We start from the raw sequence: 15,823 nt of genomic DNA, 5'->3' as shown, positions 1-15,823 counted from the left end.
TTGCATGGGGATGACTGTCGGCGTAATCTAACAAAAGTTTTATTAGGTAACTTTTGTTATGAAAGCCATAGAAAGCAAAGTGCTCGACGCCATTCGCGCCAACCCGCTGGCCAGTCAGCAATCTCTCGCTGACGAGCTGGGTTTGTCCCGTGAATCGGTCGCCGGTCACATCATGCGGCTGACCCGAAAGGGTGAAATACTGGGCAAAGGCTACATTCTGCCGGCCGGTCAAACGCTGGTGGTGCTCGGCGGAGCCAATGTAGACCTCACCGGCACGTCTGCCGACACCTTCCGCCCCGGCGACTCCAACCCCGGCGGTGTCAAACAGGGCGCCGGCGGCGTGGGTCGAAACATCGCGGAAAACCTCGCCCGGCTGGGTAACGAGGTGGTCATGGTCACGCTGGTCGGCGACGACAGTCGCGGCCGCTATCTGATCGAACAGGCCCAGGAGGCCGGCATTCAGACGCAGGCCATGGTTCGCCATTCAGAACACGCCACCAGTACCTATCTGGCATTGAATAACGATCAGGGTGAACTGGTCGGTGCCATTGCCGACATGGCCATCATTGAACAGCTCACCCCGGAATGGCTGGCCGAGCGCATGTCATTGCTGCAATCCGCTCAGACGCTGCTGGTGGAAGCCAATCTGCCCGAAGCGACCCTGACCTGGCTGGGCGAGCAGTCTTTAAATGCGCCACTGGTGGCCGATGCGGTGTCGGCCACCAAAGCCGTGCGACTGAAGCCACTGCTACACCGGCTCGACCTGCTAAAAGTCAATCGCAGCGAAGCGTTGACGTTGATCGACGAGCCGGCGTCTAGCGATTTGAGCGATGAACAACTCATTCTGCGCCTGTTGGCGTGCGGCGTGACATCGGTCTTGCTCAGCCTGGGCGAGCGTGGCGTTCGCTACGGCGACTCAACCCAACAGATCGAGCTGCCGGTTCCGCATTGCGACATGCTCAGCGATACCGGCGCCGGCGATGCGCTGCTCGCGGGCTTTGTTCATGCCCGGCACCACATTGAATCGGTCGACACCCAACTGCAGTTTGCGCTGCTGTGTGCAGCGATGACGCTGGAAGCCCCGCAGGCGGTCAACACCCGCCTCAGTGCAACCGCCGTTCTTCAACGATTAACCGAAACCACCCAATCCTCAGCCTTGGCTGAATCGGAGTCCTGAACATGAACCAATACCTCGATATCCACCCGGACGTGGCCGCAGCACTGGCCGCCAACAAGCCCGTCGTGGCGCTGGAAAGCACCATCATCTCTCACGGTATGCCGTGGCCGGAAAACGCGGAAACCGCAAAACTGGTCGAGCAGACCGTCCTCGACAGTGGTGCTGTGCCGGCCACCATTGCCATCATTGACGGCCGACTAAAGGTTGGGCTCAGCCACGACGAGATCGACCAGCTGGCAAAGGCCGGCTTAAGTGTCACCAAGTGTTCGCGTCGTGACTTGCCGTTTGTGATTGCCAACAAACAGATGGGCGCCACCACCGTGGCCGCGACCATGATCATCGCCGAAATGGCCGGTATCAAAGTCTTTGCCACCGGCGGCATCGGCGGTGTGCATCGCGGCGCACAGGAAACGTTCGACATTTCTGCCGACCTGCAGGAACTGGGTAAAACCAATGTGGCGGTGATCTGCGCCGGCGCCAAATCCATTCTGGATCTGGGCCTGACGCGAGAATATCTGGAAACCCTTGGCGTGCCGGTTCTGGGCTACAAAACCGATGCGTTGCCGGCGTTCTATACCCGCACCAGCGACGAAACCGTCGACTACCGACTGGACTCGGCGGACGCGATCGCCGACTTCCTGAACGCCAAGTGGCAGTTGAATCTGAACGGCGGCGTGGTTATCGCCAACCCGATTCCGGAAGAATACGCCATGGACAAAGCCAAGATTGATCAGGCCATTGCTCAGGCACTGCAAGAAGCCAAAGACCAGAACGTCAGCGGCAAAGAATCCACACCGTTCCTGTTGGCTCGGGTGGCGGAACTCACCGGCGGTGACAGCCTGGCCAGTAACATCCAACTGGTGCTGAACAACGCCCGGCTCGGATCGGCCATTGCAGCGGAATACGCGGTTCGCGTCGCGAACTGATCGCCATCGTATGACAGCGACCCGGCATTTCATGCGGGTCGCGATGCAGCCACAAGCCTCACACCACCGAGTGCAGCACCTCTGCTGCTTTTAGCAGCTGCGTTTCTGTCACATACGGGGCGGGCCCCAAACGCAGACTGTCCGCCCGCGCGTCGGCATAGACGTCATGCTCGCGTAACCGTCTCACCAGTTCGCTCGCCCGAGAGGTTCGAATGACCAGAAACCCACCCCGGCTTTCGAGATTATCATCCGGCAACTGGATATCATCCGGCCAATCATAGGTTTTCAACGCGTCTAACAGACACCGCAACTGAGCCAGATTGATTGCCCGCAAGGTGGCCGCATCGAGTTGTTGCTCATTGAAGAACTCAAACACCCGTGCAGCCCGATAGTGCGACGTGGCATCGTAGGTCGAGCCTTCAAACGCCCAGCGTCCGGATCCGTATTGCACCGACCCGTCAGGAGCCTGATCCAGTGTGGCAAACTCGGCAAACCAACCGGTCACGATCGGTCGCCAGTTGCAATCACGCGGAACTCTCAGGAAACAGTTACCTTCACCCAACTGGCAGTATTTGTAACCGCCACCGACGACAAAGGCATCGCCGAGGTTCAGGTCATCCAACGACACCGGCACAATGTTCACTGCATGGTAAGCATCAATCAGCAACGGGACTTCTTTTCGGCGCAGATCGGCGCCTAACTGGTCTAAATGCGGCACAATCGCGCCACTTTGAAACATCACCATTGAACACAAGACCGCGGCGGTGCGATCATCCACCGCGTCCGACAGTCGTGAAGCCAAGGTCGCCACCGGCTCGGCAGGCACCTTATGGACCTCAATAGCGGTCTCATCTAATCGATCCAGTAACCGCCGCATGGAATGAAACTCACCGTCGGTGGTCACCAACCGGGGTTTCTCCGTCAGCGGCAGGGCGCTCAACCAACGCACCAGCAGTTCCTGAGTATTCGGACCGAGTACCAACTCACCACTTGAATCACCGAGACGACAGCGATATTCCTCACGCACCCGGTCGGCTTGCTCGAATGCCCGGGACCATTTGTCATCGACCCATTCGGCCGCGTCGTCAAAAGCATTCAACTGCGCCTCACGAGCACAGTCGGGCCAGGCCTGATGAGAATGCCCGGTTAATAGTATGCGCTCACTGACCCGAAAACGCTGATAATGGCCAGCCAGTTCCGCGGCCCGTTCTGTCCAGTTCAATCGTGTCATGTCACAGCTCCGAACGAATGTCCCAAAGATCCGGAAACACCGGCTTAAACAGAGTTTTCTGCAGGTAGGCGGCGCCGCTGCTGCCGCCACTGCCCATTTTGGCACCAATGGTTCGCTGCACCATCTTCACGTGCCGGTAGCGCCATTCCTGCAAGCCCTCGTCCAGATCCACCAGCAGCTCACAGAGTTCCGACAGCTGATGGTCATGGCGATAGATGTCGATCAGAACCTTCTGCACATCGGTATCGGCGTCGGTTGCCTCGGTGACCGGGCGCTGCAAAGCCGATTCGGGCACGTCATACCCCTGCCGGTTAATCAGATTCAGAAACACCTGCCAGACAGACGGAGCGGCCATCGTTGCTTCCAGCAGCTGGCGACCGAACGACCCCTCCGGCTGAAACTTCAGCGGTTCGGGCCGTTTATAACCGAGCATGAATTCAAAGGCACGGAACTGATAGGACTGAAAACCGCTGGAAGCATCCAACCGGTGACGAAAGCTGTCAAACTCCAGCGGCGTCATGGTTTCGAGGACATCAACCTGACCCACCAGCGTTTTCATGATTTTCAGAATCCGCTTCAGCACATGGAAGCTGCGCGCCACATCGTTGTTGTCCATACGATCCATCAGAAAGCGGGTCTCATGCAGTAACTGCTTGAACCAAAGTTCGTAAGTCTGATGAATAATGATGAACAGCATCTCATCATGCTCAGCCGGTTCAGATCGCAATTGCTGCAACTCCAGCAGCTCGTCTACTTTCAGATAGGACGCGTAGGTCAGTTCAGACATGGTTCCGGGGTCTCTTTTTATAATTAGGCATTCAAACCACCGGAGGTTACCGAATTTTTAGCAGGGTGCCGAGCTGTCCAATGATTTTCGTCACCCTTCGGTTGGCAACGTACCGGAACTGTTGTCAATAAAAGAGCACATAACCCGGCCTGCACGAAAATAAATCCTCACAATAAGAAGACGGCCTGCTAAAGTTAAGGATGCGCCATTTTGTGGCATCAAATCGGGGCATGGAACCTGAGTTTCCAATCACCAGTCGGCTGAGTAGCATCGAGAATTGCGGTTTGATAAAAAAAATATCCATAGACCATCTGAAGCCCGGCATGTACGTCGCAGACCTGAACAATCAGTGGGTCCCGAAGAACAATGCCTCCCGCAGTGGGTTAATTAAATACCAGGCCACCATCGATAAGGTTCGCGCACTGGGTGTTAAAGAGTTGTACATCGACACCTCGAAAGGCCTCGACAGTCCGGAAGGCGAACCGGTTGACGCCATCAAGCAATTACAGGCAGAACAGTTCGACAGCATCGTGATTCAAAGCGGCGCACAAGCCAGTGCACGGCCATCGGTCGAACAGGAACATGAGCGGGCCAATCGAAGTTATCAACAGGCAAAGTCCCTGATCTCCGACATTCTTGAAGACGCCAAAAAAGGCAACTCCGTTGATGCCGAAGCCGTTGACGAGACCGCCGCCGAACTCATCACCTCCCTGAACGCCAATGAAAACGCCCTGGCGTGTCTGTCACACATCCGCAGTAAAGATCAGTACCTGCTTGAGCATTCCGTCAATGTTGGCATTCTGCTTGGCACCTTCGGTCGCGCCCGACGCCTCGATGAATCGACCCTGCATCAGTTGGTCGCCGGCGGCTTACTGCACGATATCGGCAAAATCCTGGTACCCGATCAGATTCTGCATAAGCCCGGGCGACTCGAAGCGGAAGAATGGGAGGAAATGAAACGCCACGTCGACTATGGCGAAGAAATTCTTGATAAAACCGCGGGTTTGTCCGATCTCACCCGATCCATCTGCCGTCTGCACCACGAGCGCCTCGACGGCACCGGCTATCCGAGGATGCTGAAAGATAAAGACATCAACATTTACGGCCGAATGTCCGCCATTTGCGATGTTTACGATGCGATCACGGCTGACCGTGTCTATCACGCAGGCATGTCACCAAACGACGCCCTGAAAAAACTGATCGAGTGGAGCATCTTTCACCTCGATAAAGAACTGGTTTATGACTTCATCCGCTGCCTGTCCGTCTATCCGGTCGGGACTCTGGTCGAGTTATCGAATCATCGCGCCGGTGTCGTCATTGAAGCCAACCGCCGACAACCCAAGCAGCCTCGGGTCCGGGTGTTTTACAACACCCAGCATCAGCATCAGATTGAGCCTCAGGTGGTGAATCTGGCCGATGCCAAAGCCAAGGTCGACATCATCAACACCCTCGATGCCAGAGCCCTGAAGCTCGACATTACCCCGTTTCTCTAGGGCCTTATCGTTTGTTCAGGTCGAATCACGACATCACGCGCGCTCTGCTTAGCTGTGTAAATCTTTGATCTCGGCAGAATCCACGAAATTAGTGTTAACAGGCCCTAAGCTTGGATCGGGAAGCTGACAAAACCCCTGAGCCGGCACATCCAACGCGGCATTAAACTTACTCGACAGATTCTGAAAGGCAATCAGGCCGGTCAGTTCCACAATGTCGTCCTCGCTGAACACGTCCTTCAGTCGTTTCATTAACTCATCCGTCACCTGAACATCCGAACGGGTGACCGCTTCGGTGTATTCCAGCGCCAGGCGTTCTTCCTGCGAGTAACAGGTGGCTTCGGCCCAATGCGACAGCGCATCGACCTTGTCCTGTGCATTGGCCCGTTGCAGCAGCGTGTTGGAGTTAATATCAACACAGAAAGCACACCAGTTGATCTGCGAGACGCGCACCGTCACCAATGAGCGCAATACCGGCGTCAACGGAGATCGACGCCGATCCAACGCGCCATAAAGCAAGGCGACCGTGGCAAACAACCAGGGGCTTCGCCCCCACAGCAGACCCGGCTTGAGTACCTGACCGTATTTACGGCGCTGACGCCAGAAAAACGGACGGATAAACAACGGATACTCATTCAGGGATTTTTCAGAAACACGCATGATCACCTCGACAGGATTTTTATATTAGAATAAACTAATAAACAAATCATTTCTTGATATAGGTCGATGTATGATGTGGATAGATCAGCTGGACTGGCCGATTTTGTTAATCGCCGGATTCTTTCTTGCCGTCGCGCCCATGCAGCCCGAGCCGCATCTGGTGGAAAAACTGAGAATGCTGAGTGAAGGAACGCTGGTAAAGCCGCTGGATATTTTTGATCTGCTGATGCACAGCGCCCCTTTGGCCCTGATTGCGATAAAGGCGACCCGTCAGTTCGTACTGGGGCAGTAACACAACGCTACATTAAACTTGAAATGGCGCCTTCCGCCGCTTACCGGATCGCGCTACATTGATCAAAAATCAACCGGCCAGCGGACATTCCATGGTCAAGATGTCGCCCATAACACAACAAAAGCGGGTGCGATCCTCAACAATCGAACAAGCGGATGAAGCCGCCAGGCTAATGGCCGCCGTGTTCGACGCCTCCCCCGATATGCTTCTGGTACTCAATCCGGACGGATTCCCAGTACATTGCAACAAAAACAGTGTTCAGCATTTTCAGTGCGACAAATCCGAACTGCTGAACAACCATCTGAGCCATCTGATTACGAGTTCAGACCGTCCGGCCAACAGCCGGCAACAGATTCTGCAAATCATTAAATCCGGCCGTGCCGTTCAACATCTCAGCTGGACAGCGCAGCGCCAGAACAACTCCCAGTTTCCTGTCGATGTTGCCTTTTCTCCACTGCCGGAGGGACTGACCGTCAACGGTCAACCTGCTCAGACCCTCGTGACCATGCGCGACGACACCCAACGGTTAACCTTTGAAGAACGCATTACCCGGCTGGCGCATTTTGACAGCATTACCGGGCTGATTAACCGCAACTTATTAGAGGATCGTGCGCGCCAGGCCATTTACCGAGCCAAGCGTCTGCAAGGGAAAATGGCTTTTCTGTTTCTTGATCTGGATTATTTTAAGCAGGTTAACGACCATTTCGGCCACCTGGTGGGAGACCGTTTGCTCAAAGCCGTCGGGCTCCGCGTGCAATCGATACTGCGCGACGATGACACCATGGGACGCCTGGGCGGCGATGAGTTTCTGATTTTAGTCGAACGGATTTCATACGCTGACGACGCCATGCTGATCGGCGAAAAGATCATTCACACCCTGGCGGAACCGTTTGGCATTGACGGACATCGTTTACAGATCAGCGGGACCATCGGTATCGCGCTGTACCCCGATCATGGCCACGCCATCAATACGCTGCTCGACCATGCCGACAAGGCGATGTACCGGGCCAAAGAACTCGGCCGCAATAAACTGGCCGTCTTTAACCCCGCCGTCTGCTAGTACCTCTTCGTCAAAAGGGCAGCTCATAAGTAACCGTCAACAACTCAGTTCCCGGGTTGGTCTGCGCCAGGGAAGCGTTGGACAGGTGTGCGAAGTGCACCCCGATGCGGGTGTCATCAGCAAAGGTCCACAACAGCCCGGCACTGGTCCGAAACTCCAGCCAATAGCCCAGGTCGGTATCTTCGCCGTCACCATGCAGATAAATGCCCGGACCAAAACTGAAGGTCAGTGACAAACCGGTTCCGCTGTTGGTAAAAGCCGACGTGCGGCTCACACCGGTGTACAGATAATGCGACGCATCGCGGGTCCGCAACAAACCGGCCACCGGCTTAAAATCGTAACGGGTCAGGCCCTGCTCAAACTGCACTTCAAAGCCGTACTGACTGTCCTGATTGTCACGAAAGCTGTCGACCGTGCCGATGAACACTTTGCCGTAAGCAGAGTCTTCGGCCAGCGCCGGCCCGATAGGCAACAACAAGGCGCACAGGCTGAGGCTCGCAAAGTAAGACTTCCAACTGCCAAGGGTCATTCCGTTAATCTCCGTATTGCAGGCGACGGTATGTGCACCGTGGCCTTGATATGCTTTAAATGAGTAATAATAGTAAAGGTCATGATCACCAGCATCGACCACGAACTCCATTTCGACAGATGCACCACACTCCAGGCGCCGAGTTGATCGGGGTATTTCCAGATCCCCAACAGCGTGCTGAGATTCTCCGCCAGCCAGATGAAAAATCCGATCAGCACAAACGCCAGTAACAGCGGCATCCGATGATCTCGACGCACCGGCCGGAAGGTCACGCCGGTTCGCGCATAGAGCCCCAACGCGAACACCGCCAGATACCAGCGATAATCGCCGATAAAATGGTGGGTAAAAAAGTTCAGGTAGATCAATATTGCAGTCAAGGTGGCCATCCAGTAGAGCGGATGATGGTGAATCTGCAAATCAAAAAGACGCCAAGCCTGAATCATATAACTGCCAACGGCGGCGTACATAAATCCGGAAAACAGAGGCACACCAAAGAGTTTGAAGGCGCCATTGCCGGGATAGGTCCAACTGCCGATCGCCGGATGCGTTTTAAATACTTCCAACACAAACCCAACCAGATGAAACAGACAAACGGCCTTTAGCTCATCCATGGTCTCCAGTTTCAACAGAATCATACCGGCCTGGAGAATCAGCGCAATCAACAACAGGGCGTCGTATTTCGACAAACTCAGAACCCCTTCGGCCGGCATTAAAAACACCGAGACGAAGAACATTCCGGCAAACAGGCACGCCCGGGCCTGCTTTAAGCCAAACATCCAAAACTCAAACAGCGCCAAACGAAGCCCGGACAGACCTTGTCCGCGGGCCGGGTCCATCAGCCATTGATCCAGTGATGACAGCATCGCGTCTCGTTCCTCTCAGGGCTAAGTGGGTTCCACACCCAGCAGATCGCGTCGTTTCTGCATCACCGCGCTGCGGCCATGCGCCAGAATCGACAACACACAAATCGCCGCCGCGACAACCCACAGTAATGGGCCGGTTCCGGCGCCGATCATCATGCCGCCGAACAACGGCCCCAGTCCATAACCCAGGGCATAGAGGTTACTGGCGCCGAAATAGGTCCCCTTTAAATGGGCCGGCGCGATCTGATCGGTTTTCAGATTTAAGGTCGGAAACAAAACGGCTTCACCGACACTGAGCAGCACTGTGCCAATGACCCAGCCCGGCAGCCAGTCCACCGGGATCAGTGCGTAGACGATAAAGCCCGCCATAAATCCGGTTACCCCGAAGCGGATACGCGCATCGTAAGACCAGTGCTTCATCACCGCCAGTAATGGGAACTGCGCCAACACCACCGTGGCCGAGTTACCGGCGACCACAAAGCTGAAGAAAAATGCCGCCTGTTCATAATCCAATGAGTTTGACAGGTACTGCACCACCGAGCTGTCTTGTTGGGCATAGGTATAGGCGACCAGAATGCTGCCAATCATCATCCAGCGGAACACCCGATCGGCCGCCAGCACCCGGGCGACTTCCCGCCAATGCGTCTGCTCGCCACCTACGTGTCGGTTCGGAATGCGCCACAGCGCCGCCAGCAGCGCCAGGGTGTAAGCCCCAATTACTACCGCGGAAACCCAGAAGGTCGATTGCCGCGCTGAGATGCCGAAAAACAGGGCGATGAATGGGCCGGTCGTCGCGCCGACATTGACCATAAAATAGTTCAGATGAAAGGCCAGATCCCGGGTGTCCTTATCGGAGATCAGATCCGTGATCAGGGCTCGACGCGGAGGATCGGCAATATGCCGCATCGAAATCACCAGCACAGCCCCGGTGATGATCCAGAATGCGGTATCGGCGGTCGCCATCATGACAAAGGCCAGCGCCAGCACCGTGTTGGCAATCAGTATGATCGCCTTGCGCCCAAACCGATCCGACAGATTGCCGGAAATGAGCGATGCCCCGGCACCGACAAAGGCGGCCAGCGACAGCACCGCACCGATTTCCGTTGGATTCATGGCAAAGTCGCGTTTCAGGACAATGGCCAGAAACGGCCAGGTCATGAAGTAGCTTAAGCCGAACAGCAGCGTACCCGACAGGATGATCCAAATAGGCAGGGGAAAGCGTCGCATCGAATCTCCGGTGTCGTTTGTCAGGCAGGGCGCTGGATCATAATGCCTTAGGCAAGGGCGCGCCAACGGATTTTCAGCGCCGCGCGGAAATGTGCCTATACTGAAGCGCACGTCCATTGCCAAGAGAACCCCGAGTCATGTCTGACGCTCAATACCGACTGGTGACCCGCAGTGATTTTGACGGCCTGGTGTGCGCCGCCCTGTTGAAAGAAATGAATCTGATCGACGATATTTTGTTTGTTCACCCTAAGGACATGCAGGATGGCAAGATCGACATCACCGAACGCGACATCACCACCAACCTGCCTTACGTGGCTCAGGCTTACCTGGCCTTTGATCACCACCTGTCTGAAACCCTGCGTAATGAAAAAGCCGACAATCACATCATCGACCCAAACGCCCCGTCTGCGGCTCGGGTGGTCTACGACTACTACGGTGGTGCACAGAAGTTTCCCAATATCTCCGATGAGTTAATGGCCGCCGTCGACAAAGGCGACTCAGCGCAGTTCAGCAAACAGGACATTCTGGATCCGCGCGGCTGGGATCTGATGAACTTTCTGATGGACGCCCGAACCGGACTGGGACGATTCCGTGAGTTCCGCATTTCCAACTATCAGCTCATGATGGAGTTGATCGACAAGTGTCGCGAAATGCCCATCGATGACATTCTGAAACTGCCCGACGTTCAGGAACGCGTCGAGTTGTATCTGGATCATCAACCCAAAGCCAATGAACAGATTCGGCGCTGCGCAAGCGTGCATAAAAACCTCGTCGTACTGGACCTGCAAAATGAAGACACCATCTGGGCGACCAACCGGTTTTTGATTTACGCGCTGTTCCCGGATTGCAACATTTCGATACACCGGATGTGGGGACTGAAACAGCAGAACACCGTCTTTGCCATCGGTAAATCCATTCTGGATCGATCCTCGAAGACCAACGTTGGCGAGCTCTGTCTGGAGTACGGTGGGGGTGGTCACACTGCAGCCGGCACTTGTCAGGTCGAAAACGACGCGGCCGACACGGTACTGCAGGAACTGATTGAGCGAATCACTGCCGATGGCTGACCGGCGTCAACTCATGCGTGAAAAGACTCGGACACACTGACCGAATTGCGCAGGGCACCTCAAAGGAGCAGCAGCATGATCCGTAAAGCAACGAACACTGACTTTCCAGAGCTGGCGGACATCTATCACGATGCCAGCCTGATCGCGCACCCTTTTATCGATCCGGCCTTCATTGCCCGCGATAAACGACGCGTACGCGACGATCTGCTGCCGCTGAATAAATCGTTTGTGTTTGAACACAACGGTAAGATTATGGGGTTTATTTCACTGACCGATCATCACATTAACGGGTTGTTTGTGAAGGTTGAGCATCAGCGCGAAGGCATTGGCACCGCGCTGATCGAACACGCCAAAGACCGCCACCAGACGCTGGAGTTATGTTGCTTTGTGGACAACTATTCGGCGCAACGGTTTTACCATGCGCAGGACTTTGAAATCATCCGCGAGCAGATGAATGATGAGCTACCGCATGAAGAATACGTCATGCGCTGGGCAGAAACGGCAGACGCTTAATTACAGCAGTGCCACGACGATTATGGTCACTAAAAACACCAGGCAAATCACCAGATAAAAATCCCGCCAGGTTCGTCCAACATGCCAGAACCGATCAAGCAGGGCACCGCAGCCTGGGCAACGAAACTGGTGAGCGCTGTTGTTCATGTCGGGGTACATTGGGTCGGCGTTCGCGGTACAGTGACTGCAGGACATCTGTGGGGCTCTCGCATCTGAAGAAAGGTTGGTGTGAACTGGCGCGAATCATTCTATAAAGCCAATCTTTTGCCCGGTTTGATACCGATCAAGTTCATCCAAACCAATATCGTCATTCAGCCAACAAACCTTACCCTTATGCAACGATTGCATATCTGTATACTGGTCGCTTTTACATGAATGCCAACCGGAATAATGACACAACTTCTGCAACCCCCACTCGAGCCTTCCGTTCTTCTTCAACTGACGGAACTGTCCTGCGACTTTATTCAGGAAGAAGCGGCTCAGTCGATGACCAAAACTGACGTCGAGCAGGAACTGAATCAATTATTTGCAGACGGATATCAGGCGTTGATTCATGAACAGCAGGCTCGCATCGTGGCGTTTTGTCTGTACCGGGAGCAGGCCGAGCGGGTGTTCGTGAAACGACTTTATACCGACCCCGCGTTCAGAAATCGCGGTATCGCAACCGACTTTCTCAACAGGCTTCAACGTCGTGGTTTGCCCGTTTCGATGTTTGTCGGCGCACACAACCACAGCGCGCAAGCCTTTTATAAAAAACAGGGCGCAATCGAAACGTTTCGCGCACTGGAACTGCCAGCAACGAATGCCCGGCCAGAGTCCCCATCGAACGCAACCCCGCAAGCGCTGATGAAGCAGTACGAAGCCGCGCTGGCCACTCAACAATGGTCGGCCGTTGAACCGCTGATGCATGCCGATGTTTGTGTCACCTTTAGCAATGGCACCTTTCGCGGTATTGATGAAGTCAGAAAGGTTTTTCAACGCAACTTTGTCATCATTGAAGATGAAACTTACGCCATTTGTGATGTGCATTGGGTACGACAAACGGATACTGACGCGATCTGCCTGTACCGTTTTCAGTGGACGGGACTCATCGACGGGCAACCGGCTTCGGGCTCCGGTCGCGGCACCACGGTGCTCGTCAAAGACGATGAATGGCGAATCATTACCGAACACCTCGGTCCGGAGGCCGGGTCTTAACGTCAAGGAACGGCTGAATGGAAGGACAACAGATACACGATTGGGACGATCGCTATCAACACGATTCGCCACCGCCTTGGGAAGATCTCGAACCGCACATTGAGTTTTGTCAGTTTGTGCTTCGACACCTTGACCCATCGTTACCCTCGCTGGAAGTTGGCAGTGGCCTCGGGCACAACGCCGTCTATCTGGCACAGCAGGGGTTGTCGTTAACGGCCTCGGATATTGCACCCAGCGCGGTTCAACACATTCAATCGCTCGCCCATGACAGAGGACTTACTTTACCAGCAAAGGTCATTGACGTGACCAAGGCGCCTCATCTAGAACACGCCTTTGCAGGCGTTGTGGATAAGGGCTGTTTCCACTCTTTCTTTAGTCAGCAATCACGCACGGCCTTTGTTCAATGCATCCACCAGCTACTGGCCGACGGTGGCGTCTGGGTATCGTCCATTGGCTCGGCTGAGCACCCCGATGATCCGAACGACCCTTGGGTTGAGACCTATCCGAGATTGACGTTGACCGAGATTGTCAGCCTGGTCGAACCGGCTTTTGAAATACTGGAGGTTCGGACGGGACACTACGGTCGAACCGGAGAACGGCAATTTAAAACCTGGGAATGTGCCTTCAGAAAACGAAACCCTTTGAAAGGAAACACAGATGACGGTGAAAAACCAACTGATCGAACTGGAAACCTCACTGCTGACGTTTGAGGTGCGCCATTCAAAAGAGCGATTGTGTGAACTGATTGCACCAGACTTTCAAGAGATTGGTGCCTCCGGTGCCTACTTTGGGCGAGACGAGATTCTTGAACGGCTGCCGACGGAGCAGGATTGGCATGCCACCGTTCAGGACTTTGAGTTCAGAGAACTGACGCCCGGCCTGTGTCAGCTGATTTTCCGTGCTTTCATTACGCATGATAAAGATGATGACGGGGTGTACTCCCTGCGCAGCAGCCTGTGGCAGAAAAACGCAATCGGTTGGCAGGTGGTGTTTCATCAAGGTACTCAGGTCGCTCCTTTTCCGGTCACCGGAGTCCGGGTGAGTTAAAACCCGTTGAATCGATTCACCATCCACCCTTACTATCGCTGCTTTAACGAACTCGAGATTCTGCTATGACCCTGACCGCTTGGCTCACTATCGTTGGCATTTGCGCCCTCGGCGCGATGTCTCCCGGACCGTCCTTAGCGGTGGTCCTGAAACACACGCTGGCCGGCGGTCGTCGACAGGGCATGACCGCCGCCATCACTCATGGGCTTGGTGTCGGCTTGTACGCCTTTGTTTGTGTTTCCGGTTTGGCGGTGGTCATCCTGACTTCAGAGACTCTTTTTACCATCCTGCAGTGGGGCGGCGCGGGTTACTTGCTTTGGATGGGCATTAAGGGCTTATTGAGTCGCAGCAATCCCAATCAGCAACTGCCGGATGTTGAAGCCAAGGAGGCCGCGCGCGACGGCTTCATGATTGTGTTCCTGAACCCGAAAATCGCCGTGTTCTTCATTGCGCTGTTCTCTCAGGTGGTCGGAACCGACACCACCCTGGTCGGCAAGTTCGCCTACGCCAGTACCGCTATGATCATCGATGGACTGTGGTACGTGGTCGTCGCATGGTTATTTTCCAACCCACGTTGGCTGGCGGTGCTACAGCAGCAAGCCGTCTGGCTGGATCGGATCTTTGGTGTGGTGTTAATGGGGTTGGCGGGTAAGTTGGCCGTCGAACTGGTTTAAAGATAAATACCCAGGGCCGCCAAGCAACCCTGGGAAATTAATATCAGAGTTTAACCATCAGCTTGCCGCGGTTTTCTCCGGTAAAGAACAGGTTTAACCCATCCATAGCCGATTCCAGACCGTCCAGAACGTGTGCCCGGTATTTGATCTGACCGTTCATGACGTATGGCGTGAGTTTCTCCAACAGTTGCGGCGCTTTGTGCAGATGATCCGGCATGGTGAAGCCCTGAATCAGCAAGCGTTTCTTAATGATGTTCATCCAGTTCGGGCCCGGTGACGGTTCACGCGCCGTGTAATCGGCGATCATGCCGCAGACGGCGATCCGACCGTGGGCATTCATCCGATTAAAAACCTCGTGCTGAATCGGACCACCGGTGTTCTCAAAGTAAACATCGACGCCGTTCGGTGCCAGTTCGTCGAGTTTCGCACCCAGATCGTCGCTCTTGTAATCAATGGCGCCGTCGAAGCCCAGTTCATCAACCAACCATTGGCACTTTTCTGCGCCACCGGCCACGCCGATCACGGTCAGTCCATCGGCTTTGGCTAATTGCCCGACAATGGCGCCAACCGAGCCAGCGGCGCCACTGACCACCAAGGTTTCACCGGCTTTTGGCTGACCAATGTCATACAGGCCCTGTGTTGCTGTCAGGCCCGGCAAGGCAAAGACTGACAACGCCATTTCCGGGTTGATGGTCGGGTCCAGCTTGTTAACGCCCTGACCGTTACTCAACGCCAGCTCGGTCCAGCCGAACATGCCCATGACCACATCGCCCACGGCATAGTCCGGATGCTGCGATTCAATGACTTCCCCGATGCCGGAGGATCGCATCACCTCACCGAGCTCAACCGGGGGCACATAGCTGTCACGATCCGGACTCATCCAGCCGAGCATGGCCGGGTCGAGTGACATGTACGTTTGCTTAATCAGAAAGGTCCCGTCGGACACCTCCGGCTTGCCGTGGCGTTTCACGTCAAACAGCGCGGGGCCTAAAGGGGCTTCGCCGGGACGAGCTTTCAGATGGATGGCGGTGTATTGAGTCATGAGGTTTTCTCCTGGAAAAATGAACCATACCCGCATAATAG

General features: G+C 55.0%; 19 protein-coding genes. 11 read left to right on the top strand and 8 right to left on the bottom strand.

Going from position 1 to position 15,823, the window contains the following annotated elements:
• Positions 1-58 precede the first annotated feature (58 nt).
• Positions 59-1,177, top strand: coding sequence for a carbohydrate kinase (locus tag MED297_RS20470; protein ID WP_008048465.1), 1,119 nt, complete (start codon positions 59-61; stop codon positions 1,175-1,177).
• A gap of 2 nt (positions 1,178-1,179) precedes the next feature.
• Positions 1,180-2,103 (top strand): pseudouridine-5'-phosphate glycosidase, encoded by a 924-nt coding sequence (locus MED297_RS20465; RefSeq protein ID WP_008048464.1) that lies wholly within the window; start codon positions 1,180-1,182, stop codon positions 2,101-2,103.
• A gap of 58 nt (positions 2,104-2,161) precedes the next feature.
• Here MED297_RS20465 and MED297_RS20460 read toward each other — a convergent pair whose 3' ends face one another.
• Together MED297_RS20460 and MED297_RS20455 are read right to left on the bottom strand one after the other, a co-directional pair.
• Positions 2,162-3,334, bottom strand: coding sequence for a kynureninase/PvdN C-terminal domain-containing protein (locus tag MED297_RS20460; RefSeq protein ID WP_008048463.1), 1,173 nt, complete (start codon positions 3,332-3,334; stop codon positions 2,162-2,164).
• A 1-nt stretch (position 3,335) separates the two neighbouring features.
• Complete coding sequence (locus tag MED297_RS20455) at positions 3,336-4,121, bottom strand: tryptophan 2,3-dioxygenase (protein ID WP_008048462.1); 786 nt, start codon at positions 4,119-4,121, stop codon at positions 3,336-3,338.
• A gap of 200 nt (positions 4,122-4,321) precedes the next feature.
• Between MED297_RS20455 and MED297_RS20450 the strand changes: the two genes are divergently transcribed.
• Complete coding sequence (locus MED297_RS20450; protein ID WP_008048461.1) at positions 4,322-5,614, top strand: HD-GYP domain-containing protein; 1,293 nt, start codon at positions 4,322-4,324, stop codon at positions 5,612-5,614.
• A 48-nt stretch (positions 5,615-5,662) separates the two neighbouring features.
• Here the strand turns inward: MED297_RS20450 and MED297_RS20445 are convergent, their stop codons facing one another.
• Positions 5,663-6,271, bottom strand: coding sequence for a carboxymuconolactone decarboxylase family protein (locus MED297_RS20445; protein ID WP_008048460.1), 609 nt, complete (start codon positions 6,269-6,271; stop codon positions 5,663-5,665).
• A gap of 70 nt (positions 6,272-6,341) precedes the next feature.
• Here MED297_RS20445 and MED297_RS20440 point away from each other — a divergent pair, with 70 nt between their 5' ends.
• Together MED297_RS20440 and MED297_RS20435 are read left to right on the top strand one after the other, a co-directional pair.
• Positions 6,342-6,563, top strand: coding sequence for a hypothetical protein (locus MED297_RS20440; RefSeq protein ID WP_008048459.1), 222 nt, complete (start codon positions 6,342-6,344; stop codon positions 6,561-6,563).
• A gap of 91 nt (positions 6,564-6,654) precedes the next feature.
• On the top strand, positions 6,655-7,623 hold the full coding sequence (locus MED297_RS20435; protein WP_154651031.1) for a sensor domain-containing protein: 969 nt from the start codon (positions 6,655-6,657) through the stop codon (positions 7,621-7,623).
• Positions 7,624-7,633: 10 nt separating this feature from the next.
• Here MED297_RS20435 and MED297_RS21695 read toward each other — a convergent pair whose 3' ends face one another.
• Genes MED297_RS21695 through MED297_RS20420 form a run of 3 tightly spaced genes read right to left on the bottom strand, consistent with a single transcriptional unit; the run spans position 7,634 to position 10,242 of the window.
• Entirely contained in the window at positions 7,634-8,152 is a 519-nt protein-coding gene (locus tag MED297_RS21695) for an acyloxyacyl hydrolase (RefSeq protein WP_008048456.1), read from the bottom strand.
• Positions 8,149-9,015: a DUF817 domain-containing protein gene (locus MED297_RS20425; protein WP_008048454.1), complete on the bottom strand. Its 867-nt coding sequence runs from the start codon at positions 9,013-9,015 to the stop codon at positions 8,149-8,151. The genes MED297_RS21695 and MED297_RS20425 overlap by 4 nt, the downstream gene beginning before the upstream one ends.
• 21 nt (positions 9,016-9,036) lie before the next feature.
• A complete protein-coding gene (locus MED297_RS20420; RefSeq protein WP_008048448.1) occupies positions 9,037-10,242 on the bottom strand; it encodes an MDR family MFS transporter in 1,206 nt (401 codons plus the stop codon).
• A 137-nt stretch (positions 10,243-10,379) separates the two neighbouring features.
• On the opposite strand from MED297_RS20420, the gene MED297_RS20415 reads away from it, so the two are divergent.
• On the top strand, positions 10,380-11,309 hold the full coding sequence (locus MED297_RS20415; RefSeq protein ID WP_008048447.1) for a DHH family phosphoesterase: 930 nt from the start codon (positions 10,380-10,382) through the stop codon (positions 11,307-11,309).
• Positions 11,310-11,384: 75 nt separating this feature from the next.
• On the top strand, positions 11,385-11,822 hold the full coding sequence (locus tag MED297_RS20410; protein ID WP_008048446.1) for a GNAT family N-acetyltransferase: 438 nt from the start codon (positions 11,385-11,387) through the stop codon (positions 11,820-11,822).
• On the opposite strand, the gene MED297_RS22245 is transcribed toward MED297_RS20410, so the two are convergent.
• Complete coding sequence (locus MED297_RS22245; protein ID WP_154651029.1) at positions 11,823-12,017, bottom strand: hypothetical protein; 195 nt, start codon at positions 12,015-12,017, stop codon at positions 11,823-11,825. It abuts the gene before it with no gap.
• 195 nt (positions 12,018-12,212) lie between these two features.
• Between MED297_RS22245 and MED297_RS21985 the strand changes: the two genes are divergently transcribed.
• The 4 genes from MED297_RS21985 (at position 12,213) to MED297_RS20390 (ending at position 14,740) form a co-directional block, all read left to right on the top strand.
• Positions 12,213-13,019 (top strand): GNAT family N-acetyltransferase, encoded by an 807-nt coding sequence (locus tag MED297_RS21985; RefSeq protein WP_008048442.1) that lies wholly within the window; start codon positions 12,213-12,215, stop codon positions 13,017-13,019.
• 17 nt (positions 13,020-13,036) lie between these two features.
• Positions 13,037-13,729, top strand: a complete 693-nt coding sequence (locus MED297_RS21690; RefSeq protein ID WP_008048441.1) for a class I SAM-dependent methyltransferase — start codon at positions 13,037-13,039, stop codon at positions 13,727-13,729.
• Positions 13,677-14,066, top strand: a complete 390-nt coding sequence (locus tag MED297_RS20395; protein WP_008048439.1) for a nuclear transport factor 2 family protein — start codon at positions 13,677-13,679, stop codon at positions 14,064-14,066. Before MED297_RS21690 ends, MED297_RS20395 begins: the two co-directional genes overlap by 53 nt.
• A gap of 65 nt (positions 14,067-14,131) precedes the next feature.
• Positions 14,132-14,740 carry a LysE family translocator gene (locus tag MED297_RS20390; RefSeq protein ID WP_008048433.1) on the top strand — a complete coding sequence of 203 codons (609 nt, stop codon included), beginning with the start codon at positions 14,132-14,134 and terminating at the stop codon, positions 14,738-14,740.
• Between the two features lie 43 nt (positions 14,741-14,783).
• On the opposite strand, the gene MED297_RS20385 is transcribed toward MED297_RS20390, so the two are convergent.
• A complete protein-coding gene (locus MED297_RS20385) occupies positions 14,784-15,782 on the bottom strand; it encodes an NADP-dependent oxidoreductase (RefSeq protein ID WP_040557733.1) in 999 nt (332 codons plus the stop codon).
• Positions 15,783-15,823 lie beyond the last annotated feature (41 nt).

Source organism: Reinekea blandensis MED297 (assembly GCF_000153185.1).
GTDB classification, from domain to species: Bacteria; Pseudomonadota; Gammaproteobacteria; order Pseudomonadales; family Natronospirillaceae; genus Reinekea; species Reinekea blandensis.
This window is presented reverse-complemented; position numbering and strand designations above follow the sequence as displayed.